This window comes from Halarchaeum sp. P4 (genome assembly GCF_051195175.1).
Classification (GTDB): domain Archaea; phylum Halobacteriota; class Halobacteria; order Halobacteriales; family Halobacteriaceae; genus Halarchaeum.
Genome location: NZ_JBNTKC010000001.1, coordinates 1,066,237 through 1,084,509 on the forward strand (window position 1 = coordinate 1,066,237; position 18,273 = coordinate 1,084,509).

21 protein-coding genes are annotated in these 18,273 nt (G+C 71.0%); 3 read left to right on the forward strand and 18 right to left on the reverse strand.

Annotated elements, in window-relative coordinates; all coding sequences use genetic code 11:
- Positions 1-64 precede the first annotated feature (64 nt).
- Positions 65-235 (forward strand): hypothetical protein, encoded by a 171-nt coding sequence (locus ACQUS8_RS05700; protein WP_435098223.1) that lies wholly within the window; start codon positions 65-67, stop codon positions 233-235.
- On the opposite strand, the gene ACQUS8_RS05705 is transcribed toward ACQUS8_RS05700, so the two are convergent.
- From ACQUS8_RS05705 to ACQUS8_RS05780, 16 genes are all read right to left on the reverse strand, one after another.
- Complete coding sequence (locus ACQUS8_RS05705) at positions 232-1,011, reverse strand: DUF7388 family protein (RefSeq protein ID WP_435098226.1); 780 nt, start codon at positions 1,009-1,011, stop codon at positions 232-234. The two genes, ACQUS8_RS05700 and ACQUS8_RS05705, sit on opposite strands and share 4 nt — an antisense overlap.
- Before the next feature lie 131 nt (positions 1,012-1,142).
- A complete protein-coding gene (locus ACQUS8_RS05710) occupies positions 1,143-1,736 on the reverse strand; it encodes an NUDIX hydrolase (protein WP_435098229.1) in 594 nt (197 codons plus the stop codon).
- 95 nt (positions 1,737-1,831) lie between these two features.
- On the reverse strand, positions 1,832-2,359 hold the full coding sequence (locus ACQUS8_RS05715) for a DUF7109 family protein (protein WP_435098232.1): 528 nt from the start codon (positions 2,357-2,359) through the stop codon (positions 1,832-1,834).
- Between the two features lie 26 nt (positions 2,360-2,385).
- Positions 2,386-3,477, reverse strand: a complete 1,092-nt coding sequence (locus ACQUS8_RS05720; protein WP_435098235.1) for a glycosyl transferase family 2 — start codon at positions 3,475-3,477, stop codon at positions 2,386-2,388.
- Positions 3,478-3,540: 63 nt separating this feature from the next.
- Positions 3,541-4,431 carry an SDR family oxidoreductase gene (locus ACQUS8_RS05725; protein ID WP_435098238.1) on the reverse strand — a complete coding sequence of 297 codons (891 nt, stop codon included), beginning with the start codon at positions 4,429-4,431 and terminating at the stop codon, positions 3,541-3,543.
- Complete coding sequence (locus ACQUS8_RS05730; protein ID WP_435098241.1) at positions 4,432-4,863, reverse strand: DUF5791 family protein; 432 nt, start codon at positions 4,861-4,863, stop codon at positions 4,432-4,434. It lies immediately after the preceding gene.
- A gap of 50 nt (positions 4,864-4,913) precedes the next feature.
- Positions 4,914-7,619 carry a DUF7286 family protein gene (locus ACQUS8_RS05735; RefSeq protein ID WP_435098244.1) on the reverse strand — a complete coding sequence of 902 codons (2,706 nt, stop codon included), beginning with the start codon at positions 7,617-7,619 and terminating at the stop codon, positions 4,914-4,916.
- Positions 7,616-8,107, reverse strand: coding sequence for a DUF7284 family protein (locus tag ACQUS8_RS05740; protein WP_435098247.1), 492 nt, complete (start codon positions 8,105-8,107; stop codon positions 7,616-7,618). Before ACQUS8_RS05740 ends, ACQUS8_RS05735 begins: the two co-directional genes overlap by 4 nt.
- The gene (locus tag ACQUS8_RS05745; protein WP_435098250.1) at positions 8,104-8,499 is read right to left on the reverse strand and encodes a DUF7285 family protein; all 396 of its coding nucleotides are present in this window, start codon (positions 8,497-8,499) and stop codon (positions 8,104-8,106) included. Before ACQUS8_RS05745 ends, ACQUS8_RS05740 begins: the two co-directional genes overlap by 4 nt.
- Positions 8,480-8,947, reverse strand: a complete 468-nt coding sequence (locus ACQUS8_RS05750) for a DUF7283 family protein (protein ID WP_435098253.1) — start codon at positions 8,945-8,947, stop codon at positions 8,480-8,482. Before ACQUS8_RS05750 ends, ACQUS8_RS05745 begins: the two co-directional genes overlap by 20 nt.
- A gap of 32 nt (positions 8,948-8,979) precedes the next feature.
- Positions 8,980-10,668, reverse strand: coding sequence for a type II secretion system F family protein (locus ACQUS8_RS05755; protein ID WP_435098256.1), 1,689 nt, complete (start codon positions 10,666-10,668; stop codon positions 8,980-8,982).
- Positions 10,665-12,452 carry an ATPase, T2SS/T4P/T4SS family gene (locus tag ACQUS8_RS05760; protein WP_435098259.1) on the reverse strand — a complete coding sequence of 596 codons (1,788 nt, stop codon included), beginning with the start codon at positions 12,450-12,452 and terminating at the stop codon, positions 10,665-10,667. The genes ACQUS8_RS05755 and ACQUS8_RS05760 overlap by 4 nt, the downstream gene beginning before the upstream one ends.
- Positions 12,449-12,964, reverse strand: coding sequence for a DUF7311 family protein (locus tag ACQUS8_RS05765; protein ID WP_435098262.1), 516 nt, complete (start codon positions 12,962-12,964; stop codon positions 12,449-12,451). Before ACQUS8_RS05765 ends, ACQUS8_RS05760 begins: the two co-directional genes overlap by 4 nt.
- Positions 12,961-13,377: a DUF7310 family coiled-coil domain-containing protein gene (locus tag ACQUS8_RS05770; protein ID WP_435098265.1), complete on the reverse strand. Its 417-nt coding sequence runs from the start codon at positions 13,375-13,377 to the stop codon at positions 12,961-12,963. Before ACQUS8_RS05770 ends, ACQUS8_RS05765 begins: the two co-directional genes overlap by 4 nt.
- A gap of 33 nt (positions 13,378-13,410) precedes the next feature.
- The gene (locus ACQUS8_RS05775) at positions 13,411-14,763 is read right to left on the reverse strand and encodes an alkaline phosphatase family protein (protein WP_435098268.1); all 1,353 of its coding nucleotides are present in this window, start codon (positions 14,761-14,763) and stop codon (positions 13,411-13,413) included.
- Positions 14,764-15,129: 366 nt separating this feature from the next.
- On the reverse strand, positions 15,130-15,663 hold the full coding sequence (locus ACQUS8_RS05780; protein WP_435098271.1) for an inorganic diphosphatase: 534 nt from the start codon (positions 15,661-15,663) through the stop codon (positions 15,130-15,132).
- Positions 15,664-15,776: 113 nt separating this feature from the next.
- Between ACQUS8_RS05780 and ACQUS8_RS05785 the strand changes: the two genes are divergently transcribed.
- Positions 15,777-16,130 (forward strand): PadR family transcriptional regulator, encoded by a 354-nt coding sequence (locus ACQUS8_RS05785; protein ID WP_435098274.1) that lies wholly within the window; start codon positions 15,777-15,779, stop codon positions 16,128-16,130.
- Positions 16,131-16,174: 44 nt separating this feature from the next.
- On the opposite strand, the gene ACQUS8_RS05790 is transcribed toward ACQUS8_RS05785, so the two are convergent.
- Together ACQUS8_RS05790 and rnhA are read right to left on the reverse strand one after the other, a co-directional pair.
- Positions 16,175-16,726 carry a DUF7108 family protein gene (locus ACQUS8_RS05790; protein WP_435098277.1) on the reverse strand — a complete coding sequence of 184 codons (552 nt, stop codon included), beginning with the start codon at positions 16,724-16,726 and terminating at the stop codon, positions 16,175-16,177.
- The gene (gene rnhA / locus ACQUS8_RS05795; RefSeq protein ID WP_435098280.1) at positions 16,719-17,312 is read right to left on the reverse strand and encodes a ribonuclease HI; all 594 of its coding nucleotides are present in this window, start codon (positions 17,310-17,312) and stop codon (positions 16,719-16,721) included. Before rnhA ends, ACQUS8_RS05790 begins: the two co-directional genes overlap by 8 nt.
- Positions 17,313-17,518: 206 nt before the next feature.
- Here rnhA and ACQUS8_RS05800 point away from each other — a divergent pair, with 206 nt between their 5' ends.
- Positions 17,519-18,229 carry a phosphoglycerol geranylgeranyltransferase gene (locus ACQUS8_RS05800; RefSeq protein ID WP_435098283.1) on the forward strand — a complete coding sequence of 237 codons (711 nt, stop codon included), beginning with the start codon at positions 17,519-17,521 and terminating at the stop codon, positions 18,227-18,229.
- Positions 18,230-18,273: the final 44 nt, after the last annotated feature.

Below are 18,273 nucleotides of genomic sequence, written 5' to 3' on the forward strand. Positions count from 1 at the left end.
CGTCTACTTTCACTTTCACCGCGCACGGGTGAGTTATTAGCCGGTACGGGACGTCGGAACGAGTATGAGCGCCGACGGAGTCGACGTCGTCGGAGGAGAACAGGAGCGAAGCGAGTGTGAAGCCGCGCGTATCGACGTGAGCGACGTCTCGCTCGCGTGGGTGCGCTCGTTCGTCCGCGACCGGGACGCCCACTTCGAGCGCACCACCGAAACGACCTACCTCGTCCTCGACTAGCGGAACTCCTCGGGGCCGCGCGCCGGATAGCCGACGACGGCGTCCGCGCCCGCGGCCTTCAGTTCGGCGACGCGCTCGCCTACCGTCTCGGCGTCGCCGACGAGCGCGTAATCGCGGACCGCGGCGGAGAGCACCTCGCGTGCACGGCCGGTCGCCGACCCGTCCGTCGCCGCCCCCTCGGGGAGCGCCGCCGCGACGGGACCGCGGCGCGCCGCGTAGCCGCCGACGGCGTCCAGCACCTCGTCCTCGTCCTCGGTGAGCACGACGGGCGCGTAGACCACGACTTCCCCAGAGAAACCCGCCGCGCGGAGCGCGTGCAGGTCCCGGTCCGTCGAGCGCGAGAGCAACTCGAACTGGCTGGCGCCCGTCGCGAGCGCCACCCGCTCGATGCCCTCGGTGCCGACCCACGCGTCCGGGTTCGCCTCGACGGCCGCGCCGAGTCGCGGTGCGACGCGCTTCGCGCGCTCCTGCTCGTCGAGGTAGGCGCTGTGGCCAGCGACGAACACTCGACCCGCCGCTTCGGGGAGCGCCGACGCAAGTTCGTCGTCGCCGAGCGGGTCGAAACCGGCCGCGCGCACCGGCGCGGTGACACGCAGGTCGCGCTCGGACGCGACGTCGCGCAAAACGTCCATCTCGGGGAGATGTTCCCGGCCCTCGTAGTCGAGGACGACGGTGTCGAAGGGGAGGGTGGCCGCCTCGGCGACGTCGCACTCCATCGGCTTCAGCGCCACCGCGTCGATGCCGGTTTCGCGGACGCGGGCCTCAGCCGTCAACATCTCGATACCTCCAGTTCTGCGGGACGTGTCACGCGCACGGGGAGAGTCTCAGAACGCTGCCGGAACTCGACCACTCGTCTCTGCGACCATACTGTCTCGGGATAACCAACCATGCGGCAAAAGCGTAGCGGTCACGGCTCAACGTCCGGGTCCACGACGTAGTCCGGCCGCCGGGGCGGCGTCCAGTCCGTCGCGAGCTCGAGGAACTGCGCGAGGATGCGGCCCGTCGCCCCCCAGACCGTGTAGCCGTCCACGCGGAAGAAGTGGACGTCGAGTTCGCCGAACTCCGGGTGTTCGCGGCGCTCCAGTTCGTGGTTCACGGGGTCGATGAGGTCCGCGACGGGGAGCACCGCGATTTCCGCGACCTCGCGCTCGTCCGGGTCGTACTCGCGGTCCGGGACGCGTGCCACTACCGGCGTGACGGAGTACCGTGTCACCGTGTGGATGTCGTCCAGCCGACCGACCACGCGGGCCTCCTCGGGCTTGAGGCCGATCTCCTCGTCGGCCTCGCGGAGCGCCGTCGCCGTCAAGTCCCGGTCGCTCGGCTCGCGCCCGCCGCCGGGGAAGCTCATCTGCCCCGGATGCTCACCGAGGTGCGACGCCCGCTTCGTGAAGAGGAGCGCCGGGCCGTCCGCGCGCTCGATGACCGGGACGAGCACCGCGGCGTCGCGCTCCGCGTCCGTCACCTCGACGGGGTCGTGGGCGGCGATGCGACCGAGGTTCATACGTGAGGCCAGACGCCACGCGCCCTTAATTGACTCGCGTGAGGCGGCCGAAGGCGCGTCCACCGGCGCCCGACCGCGATTTCGGTCACGGGTGCTCAGACGTAGGCGTCGAGTTCCGCCCGGACGCACTCGAAGTCGCCGCCCGTGGACGCCTCCGCGTCGTACGTCACGTCCAACAGGAGGTCCGCGCGCGACGGGTCGAGATCGCCGTCGGCGAGCGCCGCGACTTCGGACTCCAGTCGCTCGCGGATCGCGGCCTCGAGTGCGTCCTCGGGGACGTCGCGGCGCTCCACGTCGAGGATGTGCGGCAGGTCGGCCCCGCCGTCGGGGACGACCGGGAACGCGCGCGGGCCGGGAACGACGAGCGGCGTCGAGGCGTCGAGGCCGGCGTCGTCGAGTACCGAGCGGACGTAGGCGTCGAGCGCGTCGTCCTCACTCGAGGCCTCAAGCACCACGAGGGCGTACGCCTCGCGGGCCGCCTCGACAGCCGCGTCGTGTGTCTCGCACTCGAAGTCGACGCCACGGCGGAAAGCGAGTTCCTCCACGGCAGTCGCGAGTTCCGCACGCGTGAGGCCGCCGAAGAGGTCACAGACGCCCGCGAGTTCGTCCGGATCGAGGTCCATAGCGGGGATATGTCGGCGGAGGGGTTTCAGCGTACCGCGTCGAGGTCCGCCGCCGCGGCCTCCCGAACGTCCGCGGGCGTGAGCGGCGCGTCCGCCCACGCGGGCAGGCGCGTGTCCTCGCCGGGCGGCGAAATCGCCTCCCGATAGGTCGCCACCTGCTCGTGCTCGCCAGCGACGTCGTGCTCGAAGCCGTTGAACGCCGCGTCCGCCGCGTAGCCGCGCTCGAACGCCGCCGCGGCCTGCGCGTAGCGCTCGGGGAGCGTGTCGTAGTCGGGGTCGACGCCCGCCTCCTCGACGGCGCGCAGGAGCGCGTCGGCGACACCCTCGCTCATGTCGCCGAGCCCCGTCGGCCCGGAGACCGCGCGGTGGTCGTGCTCGTAGAAGCCCAGGTCGACCTGTGCGGTTTCGGCGGGGCCGGCGAGCCGGTAGGCCTCGCCGAGCGTCCCGACCTCCAGTCCCCAGCGACGCTGGACGCGCAGCGAGCGCGCGACGTCACCCGTCATCGCGCACTCGCCGGCGAGCGCGTAGCGGAACGCCCCGAGGTAGTCCAGAATCTCGGCGTCGTGGGCGTCCGCGAGCGCCGCCACCAGCGGCTCGTAGAACAGCCGGAAGAGCCGCCCGTAGAGTCGGCCGGACTCGACGCGCGCGTAGTAGCCCTTCACGAACTCGAAGTCGCCGTCGAGCGGCGCGAGGAGCTTCGGGACGTCGCGTTCCGAGTAGCTCTCCGCGTCCGCGTCGTGGAGCACGACGTACTCGGAGCTCGCCGCCACGCCGAGCGCCAACCAGACGTCACGACCCTTTCCCGCCTCGCCCGCAAGACCCGCGTCCTCGAGGAGCGACGAGAGACGCGGTCCCGTACACCAGAGCACCTCCAAGGGGAGATCGAACCCCTCCAGCCACTCGCAGAACGCCGGGACGCGCTCGGCGGGCGCGCGCAGCGGAACCAGCACGCGCCCCGGCGAGAGGTCCTCGAGTGTCGAGAGCACGCCCTCCGCGGCGAGCCCCGCGTACTCGCGCTCCGTCATCGGGACGACCACCGTCGCCCGGTCGACGGGCGCGTCCGGGTTCGCGTCGCCGTAGTCGTGGAGCGTCGCCACCCGCTCCTGCGTGTAGTCCATACGCGAACGTCCGGCCGCGGCCGGCAAAAGGAGGGCGGAATGGGGGCGCGAGCGGGGGTCCGACTACGACGACTCGGCGCGGTATGCTTCGACGGCGTCCGCGTACCCCTCGCGGAACGTCGGGTACGCGAACTCGTAGCCGAGCGAGCGCAGGAGGTGGTTCGAGCAGCGCTTGCTCGTCGTGAGACGGCGGCGGGCCGCCTCCGAGAGGTCGTCGGCGTCGAGGCGCTCCGCGCGCGTCTCCTTTTCGGGCGGTTCGACGCCGCAGGCGTCGGCCAGCCAGTCCGCAAACGCCGGCCGCGACACCGGCTCGTCGTCCACCGCGAGCAGGACGGGTTCGTCCGTCTCCTCCAGCGCGAACCGGACGACGCCCGCCGCGTCGTCGCGGTGAATCATGTTCAGGTAGCCCTCGACGACCGAGCCCGTGATGTAGCGCTCCAGCCGGTAGCGGTCGGGGCCGTAGAGCCCGGCGAAACGGACGACGCGCCCGGCCATACCGTGCTCGGCGGCGCGTTCGCGGGCGACGCGCTCGGCCTCAACGAGGACTTCGGTCTTCGCCGTCGTCGGCTCCAACTCCGTCTCCTCGTCCACCCAGTCGCCGCCGTGGTCGCCGTAGACGCCCGTGCTCGACGTGTAAATGAACTGCTCCGGCGAGTTATCGCGCTCGCCGAAGGCGTCGATGGCCGTCCGCAGGCCCTCGACGTAGACGCGACGGGCCGCCGCCGCGTCACGGCCGCCGGAGGACGCCGCGAAGACCACGGCGTCGGCGTCCGGCACCTTCGTCAGGTCGTCGGCGTCCGTCACGTCCGCGCGCACGGCCTCGAACCCCGCGTCCTCGATGGCCGCCGTGCCGTCCGCGGAGCGCCGAACGCCGATTGGCTCGTGGCCGGCCTCGCGGAGCTGCCGGCCGAGTTCGATGCCGACATAGCCACAGCCGAGAATTGCGACGCGCATCTACCAGGGGTTCTCCTCGGCGAGATAGTGGGTGACGCGCGCGTACTCCTCGAGCGTCATCTCGCGGCGTCCCTCGACCTTCTGCTGGAGCGCCTTCGCGTCGAGGTCCGTCTCGATGCCGCGCCGGAGCGAGTCGACGTCCACGACGGCCGAGCTCATCTGGAGCATCAGGTGGTCGCGAACCTCCAGGAGGTAGTCCTCGGCGTCAGGGTAGTCCGGCGAGCAGGCGAGCAGGTCAGCCGCCTCCTCGAGCGTCAGTCCGTCCGCATCGCCCGAGAGGAGGGCGTCGACGCGCTCCGCGGAGAGGTCGGTTTCGCCGACGACGGCGTCGACGCCGCGCTCCTCCGTGACCGCCGTGAGCGCGGCCAGATACTGTGTTCGGAGTTCGGCGGGCGACGTCGCCTCGGGGTCGGCAATTTCCTCGGTGAGCATACCACAGACTAAACGGTCGAGCTAAAAGGGGCTTCCTTCTCCGGCGCGTGCTACCAGCCGGCAGAGCGTTCGTCCGCGTCGCCGACGTCCCCGACGCCGCGCGGGCCGGGCGGGACGACCACCACGACGCCCGTCCGGTAGTCGAAGGCAAGGCAGGTGTTCCGACCGAGGCGCTCCGCGCGGCCGTCGCCGTCCACGTCGAACGCCACCGACGCGTCCTCCCGGACGTAGCGCAACGTGCCGTCACCCACGCCAGGTCGGCCGAGCGGTGCTTCGACCTCGAAGCGGCCGTAGCCGCCGTGCGCGGCGACGTCCCACGCGTTCACCGTCACGTACCACTGACCGGGGAGCGGGAGGACGGGCAGACCGGTGGGGAGGAGCCGGAGCGCCGAGCGTGCGAGCGCGCGCTCCGCCGTCCGCTGCGTGGCGCCCGCGACGGCACCGTGCGCAGACGTGCGGACCGAATCGACGACGGCCGAGCGCACCGGGTCGACGGTGGACTCGCCGACGGCGAGCGTTCCCGACGACTCCAGTTCGCGGAGTGTGGCGCGGAGGCGTGCGGCGAGGACGCCAGTGTCGCCAGCACCGCGGTCAGCGGCGGCCGTGGCGACGGTTTCCGCCATCGTGCCGTTCGAGACGGCGAGCGCGCGCGTCGCACCGCTCGGATACCGGCCGAAGCCGGCGTCGATGGCGCGCGAACGGCCGGCGTCGGAAATCGACGTGTGGGCCGCGAGTGTCTCGTCGAGTCCCGCGCGAGCCTCGCCGAGCGAGTGGGTGACGCCGTCGCGGAGGTCGGTGGCAGGCGCGTTCGTCCGGTCGGCCGCGCGGAGTGTTGCGGCGGCCGTCGCGAGCGGCACGCGCTCGGCGTCTCGGCCGTCCAGAAAGCCCAGCACCGTGTCCGCGACGTCACCCGACGGGACCGTGAACAGGTTGGTGTTCCGTGCACCGAGCGGGTAGTACGGGGCGTCGACGTCAGCGTCACGGGGCGTGACGCGCTCCAGCGAGAGGTAGGCGGGCTCCGTCGAAACCTCCATCCGGACGGGCGGCGCGTCGGGGCCGGTGACGGGCAGCGGCGTCGTCGGGATGCCGTGACCGGCGAGCGCGTCGCCGATAGCGCCCTGTGCCCGCGCAAGCGTCGACTGGCGTTCGGAGACGAGCGCGCGCACCCGGTCGGCGTACCCGCGCCGAACGACGACGGCCGCACGGCCGCGGAGCGTCCGGACGCTCGACGTGTCAGCGTCGACGGTAGCGTCGACGGTCCTAGTGACCGAAGCGAGCGGCGTCCCGTCGAGGAACGCGCGCCGATCGACGTGGTTCGTGACACCGCGGAGCGCCGCGTGCGTCTCCGAGACGGCGTCGAGTGCGGCAGCGCGACGCGCGCCCGTGACCGCTGGTTCGACCACGAACGACGTGTCGAGCGACCCGTCGACCGCCCGCTTGCCGAGCGACGCCGGGAGGGCGTCGTCGACGGCGCGACGGACGGCGGCCGAGTCGAGCCACTCACCGGCATTGCCGACTGCGGGAGGGCCGGAGTCAGTGGCGAGACGGACACCGACGGTGACGGCGACCGGCCACGTCCGGTTCCCGTCGGTCACAGTACGATGAAGCGTCCGCAGGTGCCGGTAGCCGGCAGGTGTCGCAGACGTGTCAACGGACGCGTTCGCGTCGCCGACGCGGACCACGAGGCGAACGTCGACGGCGTAAGCACGCGCGAGCGCGGCGTCGAACTCACGGGTTTCGTCGACGTACGCGACGAAGGCGTCGTCCGCGACCGGGGCGAGCGGGACGGGTTGTGGGTTCGCCGCACCCGTGTCGAACACGCCAGCGGCGTTTGACACGGCGGTTCCGGCGGCCGACGAGCCGTTCATCCCCTCGGTCACGTTCGTCGCGGCGACGCCCGTTCCTTCGAGGACGTCCCGGCCGGCGGTGACGACGGCGGCGCGCTGGGTCGCACTCCGGGCTTCGGGGTCGGCCGCACCGAACGTCGCGCGCTGGAGGGAAACGACGCCGCGGTTCGTCGCGAGCGCGACGTGGCGGTTCGCGACGACGTTGTCGATAGGTGCGCCGCCGTACTGTGCGAGCCCGCGCGCCTCCGCGAGCAGGGTGAGCGAGACGGTGACGCGCCGGGCGAGGCCCGACCCCTCGAAGACGCCGCGGTCGAGCAGGTCCTCGAACGTCGCGACACGCCCGCGGACGGCGAGTATGGGCGTCGCGGCGGTGACAGTGAGCGGGCGCGTGAGCTGCTCGACGACGGCACCGTTCCGGGTCGCAGTGACGGTGACAGCCCGGATTTCGACGCGGAGCGCGCTCCCGTTGTGCGCCCCGGTGAGCGTGACGCGCTCGATGGCGGCGCGTGCGTCGGCAGGGGAGTCGATGGCTGGCAGGGACGTGATGGCCCGGACGCCGCCGACGGTGACGGGCGCGTCCACGAGTGCGCGCCGGACGGCGACGTAGACGCGGAGTCGGAGCGAATCGCGGAACGGCCGGCTCGCGTTCAGAGCACGGCCATAGGGTGTGTCGGCGGCGTCGAGAACTGGATAGCGTGCGGCCTCGATGCTCGCGATGACGACGGCGCGCTCGGCGGCCGCGCCGGCCGCGGTCCACGATGCCTCGACGGCTGGCGCCGCGTCGTAGCCCGTCTGCGCGGGCTTGGCGGCGATGCCGGTGGCGAGTGTCGCGCTCGTGACGAGCAGGAGCGCGCCGATGACGGCGAACGGAATACGGCCCCGCTGGTCGGGGAACGGGTCGAGTCTCACGGCGACCACGTCCGAACGGTGAGGTGGACGGATGCGCGCCCACAGCCGGTCGCGTTCGTCGTCGGGACAGTGAGCGTCACGGCGTCAACGGCGGCTCCGACCGGTGGTGTCGGGCCGACGGCGAGCACGGCGGCCCGACACGGCGCGTCGGGTTGCCACGACGCCGTCACGGCGGCGGTCCGCGTGGTGTTGGCGAGGCGGCGCGTCGCGACGACGGAGACGGCGTCAGCGTAGTCGGGCGCTCGAGCGTGCCCGTCAGCGACGGCGGCGTCGACGAGGAGCGTGGCGAGCGTGCCGCGTACTGTCTCGTTCGCGACGGTGACTGTCGCAGTGCTGTCGAGGACGGCGCGTGCCGTCGCCGTCGGATCGGTCGTGGCGGGCACAGACTCGTCCGGAACGGCGGCTGTGAGTGCGACGACACCGGCACCGACGAGGAGGACGCAGACGGCGACGTCGAGAACGGTGCTGAGGCCGCGGTCGGCAGTCATCGCCACACCACGACCGAGAGCCGCCCCGGTCGGACGGCGTCGTTCGAGACGCGGACCGGGAGCGTCGTCGTCGCGATGTCGGCGCGCACAGTAGGAGCAGGCCTCGGAGGGCCGACCGACCACGTATGCGTCGCGGTGCGGAGCGTCGCGTTCACCGCGTAGTCGCCGGGGAAGCCACGGACGGCAGCGGCGAGGTCTCCGGGGTCGGCGGGCCCGGGGCCGAGCTGCCCATCGACATGTGCGAGCACGGCCGCCGCGCGTTCCGGTGCCGCGCCGTCCAGCAGGAGGTGTGCGTGGGCAGTGCCGTAAACGCCGAGCGCGAGGGTGAGCACGAGAACGGCGGCAAGCGCAGCGGTCGGTTCGACCTGCGCCCTACCCGACGAGCGTGACATCGACACCTCCGAGGACGACGTGGCGGACGGTCAGCGACTCCTTGACCGGGTGCCAGTCGGCGGCCGCAGCGTTCACTCGGGCGTCGACGACAGCGTAGTGGAACGCGCCCAGCGACGGGTAGACGTCGAGCACCGGGTCACCCCGGAGGACGCGCCGGAGCGCGGGCGTGTTCGCGGGCGTGACGGACGGGGTGAGCGTCGCGTGCGCGGCACCGGCGGTGTTCCGGAGGCCGAGGCTGGTCGGCCGGACGCGCACGCCGGTGGCGTCGACAGGTATCGTGCGTGCGGCGGCGTGGTTGCCCGCGGCGACGACGTTGACGGCATTCGCGGCGGCCGTGGCGTCCGGTGGCGGCGTCCCGGGTATCGCGAGGACGGCGCCGAGCATGACGGCGCCGACGGCAGTGAGGGCGACCCAGACGGGGAGCGTGTCGCCGAACGTGTCGGTCATGAACCCCGTGTGGCCTTCCCTTCGTATATAAACTAGAGCAGGAGTGCGGCGACTGCAGCGGCGCAGACGTAGCACGCGCCCGCAGTGGCGAGCGAAGTTCCGACGCGATAGGCGAGTTGGGCGCGCCGGACGCCGCCGTCCAGACAGACGCCGAGTGCCGTGAGGACGACGGCGGACCACGCGACATAGCCGCCGACGACGAGGCCGAGCGAGGCGACGGGAAGCGCGCTCCCGCCGGAGCCGTCGAGCGTACCGACGTTGCCAGCGAGCGTGACCGTGACGCCGGCGATAACGGGCGCAAACAGACCACCGGTCCGGACGAGGGTGTCAGCGAGGTCAGCAAGGTCGGCGCGCGCGTCGGCTTCGAGTCGCTGGACGCCGTCGAGGCCGTCCGCGACCTCCGAAAGGACGCGCCCGCCAGCCCGGCCACCCGTGGCGGCATCGAGGGCGAGGCGGAGCGTCCCGTGGACGCGCGAGCCGTGTTCGGGACCGACGACGCCATGGCGACCGAAGAACGCGTCGTCGAGCGGGCGGCCGAGCGCGCGACGCGTCCGGTCGGCGGCGGCGAACAACTCGCCGGTCGGGCCGGGGATTGTCTCGCCCGCCGCGGCGACGGCAGTTTCGAGTGGGGCGCCACCGGCGAGGCGGCGGCCGACGACAGCCGTAGCGTCGGGGAGGCCGGCCGAGACGGCTTCGGCGTGGTCGTCGACGGCGACGGCGGCCCGACTCGCTTCGGCGAGCGTGACGCCGAGGCCACAGCAGAGGACGACGACGGGGAGCGCCCACGCGACGTCGAGGACGACAGCGCCGATGCCAGCGAGGACGGCCGCGCCGAGACCGAACATGGCGGCGCGCCGGTAGTCGGGGGTGACCGACTGGTCGGCGCGGCCGGCCGGGAAGACGGCGGGGCGGTTCGCGAGCACCCAGACAGCGGCCGCGAGGAGTGCGAGCGGGAGGACGACGTCGTAGAGGACGGCGACGACGCCGAGGGGGAGTGTGACGCCGGCGGCGGGTGCGACGGGGACGAGGCCGACGAGGGCGAGGGGGAGGATGACGCCGAAGGCGTAGACGGCGTTGACGGGACCGCGGACGGCGCGGATACCCTCACGGACGTGCCGTTCGGTCGCGTCGTGCGCGGCGGCGAGCGCCCGATCGAGGACGCGGCCGCGGTCGGCGACGGGCGTCTCGACGGCGGCACGGACGAGCGCGACGGCGCGCTGAAGGCCAGGGTTCGAGAGGTCGTCCGCGACGGCGTCGAGCGCCGTGTCCGGGGTGCCGGCAGTCGCGCGAATCCGGTAGGCGAGGGCGTCGGCGAGCGGTCCGTCCCCGGTCCGGGCGGCGAAGCGGGCGGCGGCCTCGGCGGACGGCTCGAAGCGGACGCGGAGTGCGAGGCGGGCGACGAACCCGGGGCCGGCGCCGACGACGCGGCTCTCGTGGAGCGCGAGCGCGAGGTCGGGGACGCGAAGGAGTACGTAACCGGCGGCGACGGCGTACGTCACGAGGACGAGACCGACGAGCGGGAGGACGGTGAGGAGCGGGAACGCGACGACGGCGAGGAGACCACAGAGCGCGGCGAGGCGCGCGAGGTCGGCGGCACTCGTGTGCCAGCCGAGGGCCTCGAGCGCGTCCGCGGTATCGTCCGGCGCGGGGACCGACCAGTCGGGAACGGCGCGGGACAAACGGACGAGCGCGTCGTCCACGCGGGCGAAGGGGCGCGTCACGCACCCACCCGGCTGGCGAAGTCGGCTTCCCGCGCGGTGAGCGCGTCCCGGACGTTTCGTTCGCTCTCGCCGGGACGGGCGAGCGACGCGAGCAGATGACTCGACCCATCTGTGAGTCGGCGGGTCCGCACGAGACGCGTGCCCTCGAGCGCGTAGAGCGCGTGGAACGCCTCGCCCGTGTACTCCTCGATGCTGACGACGCGGTGGACGCCATCAGCGAGGCCTGCGGTGACGACGACGTCGGTAGCGGCGAACGCGGACGGCTGGACACCCAAGTCGGAGACGACGCGCTCGCGGACTGCATCGCCGTTCTCACCGTGAATCGTGCCGAGGACGGCGCTGACGTGTGCGCCGATACGCATCGCCTCGTAGAGCGTCGTCGCTTCCGCGCCGCGGACTTCGCCGACGACGAGCGCGCCCTCCCCGAGGCGGAGTGCGGTGCGCAGCGCGTCGTTCGGCGAGAGCCCGTCGCCGTCGAGTGCCGTCGTGAGGCCCTGTACGTCGCGGCCGTCGCACTGGAGTGCCGCGACGGGGAGTTCGGGCGTGTCCTCGACGACGACGGTGCGGACGTCGCGCGGGAGTTCACGCAGAAGCGCGGCGAGAAGTGTTGTCTTGCCGGCACCGCGGGCACCCGCGACGAGGCCGGCGGCACCGCGTTCGACGGCGAGCGAGCAGAGCGCGGCCGCCTCGGCTGGAAGCGACCCGCTCTCGACGAGGCGCGCGAGCGTCCACGCGTCGTCGCCGTGTGCGCGGAACGCGAACCCCGGGCCGTCGCTCGCGGGGTCGGTGACGCCGGCGACGCGGACGCGGCGGCCCGCGACGTCCTCGGCGACGGCGTCGAGCGTCGGGTCGGCGCTGGAGAACGCGCGCCCGCTGCCCGCGCGGAAGCGCGAGGCGAGCGCGGACGCGCCCTCGGAAGTGAGTCGGACGTTCGTCTCGTGACGCTCACCACCACAGCGGACATAGAGCGGCGTCGCGCCGGCGGGCGCGGGCGCGAAGACGTCGGTGACGCGCTCGTCCGCGAAGAGGTCATCGAGGACGCCGAAGCCGCGGGTGTGCTTGCGGAGGACGCGCGCGAGCGACTGGACGCGCTCGCCGTCGTCGGTGACAGCGGCGACGGCACGGTCGGGACGAGGTGCGTCGTCTGCGACGAGTCGCTCCGTGGCGGCGTCGAGCGCGCGGTAGTCCGCGGCGGTGAGGCGTGTCTCGGGCGGGTCGAGGTGGTAGAGCGGGAGGGCGTTCGACCGGTCGTACCGGCGAACAGTCGTCTCGGGTGCGATGTCGTGAACGTCCCGAAGCACCGCGTCCGCGGGCGGCGTCCCGTCGACGCGGGCGAGCGCGATCGCCGGCCCGACGTAGGCCGCGTAGGGCGCAGCGGCGTCGGCGGCGTCGGCGAGCCCGCTCTCGGCGAACAGGGTGGCGACGGGACCGACGCGGCCAGCGGCTTCGCGAGCGGCGGTAAGCGGGTCGCGGCGTGCGTGCACGGCGAGTCCGGGGTCGACGGCGGCGACGCGCGCGGCGAACCGACCGGCAGCACTGACGAGCGCGACAGTCTGATCGGCATAACGGCGCTCGACGCCGGCGTACTCGACGCGAACGGCGTTCGCGGTGCGACCATCAAGGGCGCTCACGGCGGTTTCGCGGCAGGCGGGTTCGTCCGCAAGCAGACCCGCGCCGGGACAGTCACTCGCGTCGATTCGGAGGACGCGGTCGGCGTACGTCGGGTCGCAGGAACACGCCGGGGGCTCGCGCCGGCGTCCGGGGAGGTACTCGCGGAGCGTCATAGACCGCCGTGGACCCGTCCTCCGGTATAAACTCGCGCACCGTCGCGTGGGGTGACGAGGACGGTCGGACGGCCGTCGTACGTGATGTAGCGGAGGACGAGTGTCGCACGGTCAGTGACGAGGAGTCCGGTGGTGTCTGGCGCGATACTGCCGTTGTCGACGACGCGGATGTCGACTGGAAGTGTCGTGGTCTGTGTTTGGTCGCCAGCGTGGACGACGAGTACGTCCGTGGTGGTGGCGTCTCCACCACCGACTCCGACGAGGAACCTCGCCCGCGCCGTCGTGGCGTCGGGTTCGGGGAGGAAGACGGTAACCGTGCGAGACGCACCGAGTGTACCCGGCGGCGCGGGCGTGCTCGCGGCGAGGGCGACGACACCGTCCTGGACGTCGTCAGCCGCCGTCTGTGCGTCGCTGACTGCGTTCGTGGCGCGGGCATCCTCGACTGCGGGCGCGGCGGCGATGGTCAGCGCACCTGCAAGGACGACAGCGAGGAGGACGCGGAGCGGCGTCACCGGCGGAGGAGACGTGCGAGCCAGCTGGCGTCATCGCTATCGGCAGTCTGTGCTGGTTCCGGCGTCGGGTCGGGGAGGTCAGGGACGGGATGGACCGACTGTGGTCGCTCGGCGGCGGCGAGCGCGGCGTTCGCCCGCCGCTCGACGGACTCGTTCACCGACTCGACGCTCCCGACGTACCCCTGGAGGCTCTGTATTGCCGCGTCGAGGTCGTCGAGGCGTCGTTCGACGTTCGCGATGCGGTCGGCGACGTCGGCGGTGTGATCGGCGGGCGTCGCCGCGCCCGGATCGGCACCGTGAACTGCACGCTCGACGGCCTGCAGGCGGGCATCGAGGGCAGCAGGGTCAACGGAGTGGGGGCCGGTCGGGGCGTCGCGAGGTGCGGTATCACCGTGGCGAGTGTCGGTAGGCACGCGCCGAGATGGCCCCGCCTCCCTACAAGAAGGTTAGCCCTTGACGAGGCTGCCGCCGTCGAACTCGGTGGCGTCGAAGTCGATCTCCATCAGGTCGAGCATCGTCGGCGTAAGGTCGAAAAGGTTGACCTCGTCGATGGAGACGCGAGGGTCGTCGGTGACGAGCGTCGCGTTCTCGAAGGAGTGCATGCCGTTGCGCGGCCCCTTCTCGAAGATGTCCTCGTCGTTGCCGCGGAAGCCGGCCTTCAGGTCGAATCCGTGGTTCGGGATGGCGACGAGGTCGGGCGCGATTTCGTCGTGGTCGCCGGCGAAGGCGTCCTCCTTCTCAACGACACGCTCGACGACCGGCTCGCCGTCCGGCCCGGTGAGCCCTTCGATGGCCGCCTTGAGTTCGTCGCGCACCTCGTGGTAGTCCTCCTGCGGGACGCTGCCGCGCGGCTCGCGACCCTCGAGGTTGAGGTAGAAGCGCCCGGGAACGAATGCGTAGGCACGCGTGTCGTCGTCGATGTCCGCGAGGCTGTCGTGCTCCTCGTCCTCGAAGGAGAGCCAGCCTTCCTCCTGGAGCCACTGGTTGAGGTGGACTTCGTAGTCGAGCGTCGTGAAGCCGTGATCGGAGGCGATGACGAACGTGACGTCGTCGGGCGCCTGTTCGCGGAGCTTCCCGATGTACTCGTCGACCTGCCGGTAGAAGTCGAGGAACTCCTCCTTGTTCTCGCCGTCGCGCTGGTAGTCCTCGAAGAGGAAGTGGTTGACGCGGTCGGTCGTCATGAAGACGCCGAAGAAGAGGTCCCAGTCGTCCTCCTCAAAATAGTGCGAGAAGGCCTCGTAGCGCTTCTCGAGGGTGTGGTGGGCGTCCTCCATGAACTCGGACTTGTCCTCCTTGTGGCCGAGTTTGGCGTTGACGTCAATACGGTAGCCCTGCTCATCGAGGTAGTCCGCGACGTCGCTCGGGTAGGAGGCCTTCTTGACGCCCGGGGAGAGAAAGCCCGAGACCATCCGGTCGACGTTTCGCTGTGGTGGGAACGTGACGGGGACGTTGAAGACGGACGCCGAACGGTCGGCGTCGGCGACGCGGTCCCAGAGGCGCGTCGCCTGGACGTCGCGCCCCATCGGAACGTAGGTGTCGTAGGTGCCTGTCTCGCGGTCCTGAAAGCCGTAGACGCCCGTCTTGCCCGGGTTGACGCCGGTGGTGAGGGAGGGCCAGCAGGCGCTCGATTCGGGCGGAACGATGCTCTGGATGGCGCCGCCGGCGCCATTTTCGGCGATTGCTGTGAGGTTCTCGAACACCTCGGGGTTGTCAGCGACGAGCGAATACGGCACGCCGTCGATACCGATGAAAGCGACTCGTGGCCCGTCGTCGCCACGGAGTCGGTCGAAGAGTCCCATACAGTATGTTCCACCGAGCGCCATAAGAACCTTCGTTCGTGACGACGTTTCGCCTCTGCCTGTGACCCACGCCGTCCGACGAACAGCAGGGCGGGCGAACGCCGCGCGGCGCCGGTGGGCGGAGCGTTACTCGTCGTCGCGGTTCGCGTCGTCCCGGTCGTCCTCGGGGTCGAAGTTCTCCGGGACGACGGTGAGGTGATCGACACCGGCCGCGGCGGAGTGCTCCGTAGACATACACGTGTGTAGGGCCGGATTCGCCAAAAGATTACCCATACGCATAACGAATGGTGGCCGTGGGCGCAATTCCTGCCGGTAATCGGCGTCGAACGAAAGAACGGTAGTGTGGAGTCCGCGACGTCGTTCGGACTACGCGAAGTTCTCTTCGTAGAGGTCCTGCGCGTGCTCGATGGCGTCCTTCGCGGACTGGGCGTCCTCCCAGCCCTCGACGGCGACTTCCTTGCCCTCCTCGAGGTTCTTGTAGGTGCGGAAGAACTCCGCGATCTCGTCCTTCTTCTGCTGCGGGAGGTCCTCGAGGTCCTCGATGTGGTCGTAGCGCGGATCCTCGGTCGGGACGGCGATGACCTTGTCGTCCTGCTCGCCGTCGTCGTCCATCTTCATGAGGGCGACGGGGCGGGCCTCGATGACACACTCGGGGAACGTCTGGTCCTTCACGAGGACGAGGACGTCGAAGGGGTCCTCGTCGTCGTAGTACGTCTGCGGCATGAAGCCGTAGTCCGAGGGGTAGTGGACGTTGCTGTGGAGGACGCGGTCCAGCACCGTGCCCGGGATGTCCTTGTCGTACTCGTACTTGTTCCGCTCGCCCTTGAGGCACTCGACGACCGCGTAGACGGTGTCGGGCGCGTCGGGTCCGGTTTCGAGGTCTTCCCAGAGGTTGACCATGGCGGTTTTGACTGTGACGGACGCCCTAAAGGACCTTTCGGGTCGTCGGAGACGGTGAAACCGCCCATCCGTTTGAGAAGCGTTTAAATACTCTGCATGTCATTAAATCAGGTATGTCAGAGGCACAACCCACGGCGCGTGCTGACGCCCGTGATCTGACAGCGTTCCAGAAGAACATCCTCGTGGTTCTGTCCGAAGAACCGCGCTACGGGCTCGCAGTCAAGCGAGAGCTCGAAGACTACTACGACGAAGAAGTCAACCACGGGCGGCTCTACCCGAACCTCGACGATCTCGTCAACAAGGGGCTCGTCGAGAAGTCGGAACTCGACAAGCGTACGAACCAGTACGCGCTGACCGACGACGGCCTCGCGGCCGTCCTCGACGACATTTCGTGGACGCTCGGCAAGTTCATCGTGGACGACGAGCGCGCCGAGACGGTCCGCGACATCGTCGCCGAGAACGAGTAAGTCCCCACCCGACGCCGACGTGTAGGTGACGCGGGGGCAGTCACCTACAACGGAAGTTCTTTGCCGGCTACGTCGAACGCGTAGCGAAGCGACTCCTCGACGGATTCCTGTTGTTCCTCGCTCGGCCACGCGTTACGCACGAAGTACTCCTCGCGGAACTCCGCGAGTTCCTCGGCGGTGAGTTCCTCGATTGCTTTCGCGTAGTGGTTGCTGGCGAACGTCGCGAGCGCCGTCACCGTCTCGCCGTGGACGCTCCCGTGGTCCTCGTGGACGCGGCGGGCGAGTTCGCGGTTGTGTTCGGCGACGTCGTCCCACTGCTCCGGGTCGCCGGGCCCGCCGAGCGGCCGCTCGACGGCCTCGGTGGGATCGACGGCCTCCATCCGGATGGTGCCGGTATCGTCGAGCCACTCCTCGGGGTAGCAGACGAGCGTGACGGTGGTGTCGTCCTCGCGCTCGCGGGCGGCGTAGCCGTGCTCGGCGAGCAGGGCGGCGCGCCGGTCGCGATAGGCCGCGGCTTCGTCCTCGTCGACCGCGCGGAGCGCGAGGCGGGTGAGACGTTCGGCTTCGTCGATGGTGTCGTCGGGGAGTTCAGGCATCGTCGAGTGCGTCGTTCGCGAGTTCGTCCGCGCGCTCGTTCACCTCGCGGGGGACGTGCGTGATGGTCCAGTCGTCGAAGTTTGAGAGCAGTTCGCGCACGCGGACGCGGCGTTCGCGGAGCGCCGGGTCGTTCGTGTTCCATTCGCCCGTCACCTGCTTCACGACGAGCTGGGAGTCGCCCCGCAGCTCGATCTCGTCGAAGCCGAAGTCGACGGCGGCCTCGAGGACGGCGATGAGCGCCTCGTACTCGGCACGGTTGTTCGTCATCGTCCCGATGGTGTCGTTGCCTTCAGCGACGATGCCGCCGCTGGCGACGAGCACCCAGCCGACCGCCGCGGGGCCGGGGTTCCCGCGGGAGGCGCCGTCGAAGTAGCCGTGGACGCGCCCGGCGTGGTCCTCGATGACCGCGACGACGTCCATCGGGTCCGCGCCCTGGACGACCACCTGGTCGTCGTAGGCGACGGCAGTGGCGTCCCCGTGGGTGGCGCGCCACCGCTCGTGTTCGGTGTTCCCCTCGGAGAGGTCCGCGCCGGCGGCCTCAAGCCGCTCGCGGGCGTCCGCGGGGTCGCAGTCGATGACGGGCATTCGTCTCGTACTGGGAGACAGCGAGTAAAGGGGTTGTCGTTCAATACGAGGCCGAGCGAAGCGAGGCCTCGGAACGGCGAACGCCGACCAGCGGGAGCGTGGACAAGACGGCGGCTGGCCGGGGCTGGAGCGCGGGGCGACGGAGCCGCGGGGACGCGCGCGGCGGTCCGAAGGGGTTTTGCTCACCCGGATTTATACCCCGAGGCATGAACTCCCCGTGGGCCGACTGGGACCACGTCCTCAAGGTCGACCCGGACAAGGACCTCGTCGACGGCGAGACGTTCGACGACGTCTGTGAGACCGGGACGGACGCCATCGAAATCGGCGGGACGCTCGACGTGACGAGCGACAAGATGCGGCGCGTCATCGACGCCTGCCGGACGCACGACGTCCCGCTCTATCAGGAGCCGTCGAACCCGGCGGTCGTCGTGGACGACGACGCGCTCGACGGCTATCTGGTGCCCGTGGTGTTGAACGCGGGCGACGTCGCGTGGGTGACGGGCGCGCACAAGGAGTGGGTCCGTATCGACACCATCGACTGGGACCGCACGACGACGGAGGCGTACATCGTCCTGAACGACGACGCCTCGGTCGCCCAACTGACGGACGCGGACTGCGACCAGTCGGCAGAGGACGTCGCGGCGTACGCGAAGGTCGCCGAGCGGATGCTCGGACAGGACGTCGTCTACGTCGAGTATTCGGGGATGCTCGGCGACCCGGAGAAGGTGGCGGCTGCACACGACGCACTCGACGACGCGACGCTCTTCTACGGCGGCGGCATCCACGACTACGACGACGCCTACCTGATGGGCCAGCGCTCGGACGTCGTCGTCGTCGGCGACCTGCTGCACGACGAGGGCTGTGAGGCCGTCCGCGAGACGGTCGAGGGCGCACGCGACGGGACGGCCGACCAGTAGGCGGCCCCACGTCCACTGGCCGTTCGACACCGTACCACACTCGC

What these genes read in the sequence shown, in the direction of transcription:
- ACQUS8_RS05700 (WP_435098223.1), top strand. Translation starts at nt 65, where the DNA reads ATGAGCGCCGACGGAGTCGACGTCGTCGGAGGAGAACAGGAGCGAAGC.
- ACQUS8_RS05705 (WP_435098226.1), bottom strand. Translation starts at nt 1,011, where the DNA reads ATGTTGACGGCTGAGGCCCGCGTCCGCGAAACCGGCATCGACGCGGTG.
- ACQUS8_RS05710 (WP_435098229.1), bottom strand. Translation starts at nt 1,736, where the DNA reads ATGAACCTCGGTCGCATCGCCGCCCACGACCCCGTCGAGGTGACGGAC.
- ACQUS8_RS05715 (WP_435098232.1), bottom strand. Translation starts at nt 2,359, where the DNA reads ATGGACCTCGATCCGGACGAACTCGCGGGCGTCTGTGACCTCTTCGGC.
- ACQUS8_RS05720 (WP_435098235.1), bottom strand. Translation starts at nt 3,477, where the DNA reads ATGGACTACACGCAGGAGCGGGTGGCGACGCTCCACGACTACGGCGAC.
- ACQUS8_RS05725 (WP_435098238.1), bottom strand. Translation starts at nt 4,431, where the DNA reads ATGCGCGTCGCAATTCTCGGCTGTGGCTATGTCGGCATCGAACTCGGC.
- ACQUS8_RS05730 (WP_435098241.1), bottom strand. Translation starts at nt 4,863, where the DNA reads ATGCTCACCGAGGAAATTGCCGACCCCGAGGCGACGTCGCCCGCCGAA.
- ACQUS8_RS05740 (WP_435098247.1), bottom strand. Translation starts at nt 8,107, where the DNA reads ATGACTGCCGACCGCGGCCTCAGCACCGTTCTCGACGTCGCCGTCTGC.
- ACQUS8_RS05745 (WP_435098250.1), bottom strand. Translation starts at nt 8,499, where the DNA reads ATGTCACGCTCGTCGGGTAGGGCGCAGGTCGAACCGACCGCTGCGCTT.
- ACQUS8_RS05750 (WP_435098253.1), bottom strand. Translation starts at nt 8,947, where the DNA reads ATGACCGACACGTTCGGCGACACGCTCCCCGTCTGGGTCGCCCTCACT.
- ACQUS8_RS05760 (WP_435098259.1), bottom strand. Translation starts at nt 12,452, where the DNA reads ATGACGCTCCGCGAGTACCTCCCCGGACGCCGGCGCGAGCCCCCGGCG.
- ACQUS8_RS05775 (WP_435098268.1), bottom strand. Translation starts at nt 14,763, where the DNA reads ATGGGACTCTTCGACCGACTCCGTGGCGACGACGGGCCACGAGTCGCT.
- ACQUS8_RS05780 (WP_435098271.1), bottom strand. Translation starts at nt 15,663, where the DNA reads ATGGTCAACCTCTGGGAAGACCTCGAAACCGGACCCGACGCGCCCGAC.
- ACQUS8_RS05785 (WP_435098274.1), top strand. Translation starts at nt 15,777, where the DNA reads ATGTCAGAGGCACAACCCACGGCGCGTGCTGACGCCCGTGATCTGACA.
- ACQUS8_RS05790 (WP_435098277.1), bottom strand. Translation starts at nt 16,726, where the DNA reads ATGCCTGAACTCCCCGACGACACCATCGACGAAGCCGAACGTCTCACC.
- rnhA (WP_435098280.1), bottom strand. Translation starts at nt 17,312, where the DNA reads ATGCCCGTCATCGACTGCGACCCCGCGGACGCCCGCGAGCGGCTTGAG.
- ACQUS8_RS05800 (WP_435098283.1), top strand. Translation starts at nt 17,519, where the DNA reads ATGAACTCCCCGTGGGCCGACTGGGACCACGTCCTCAAGGTCGACCCG.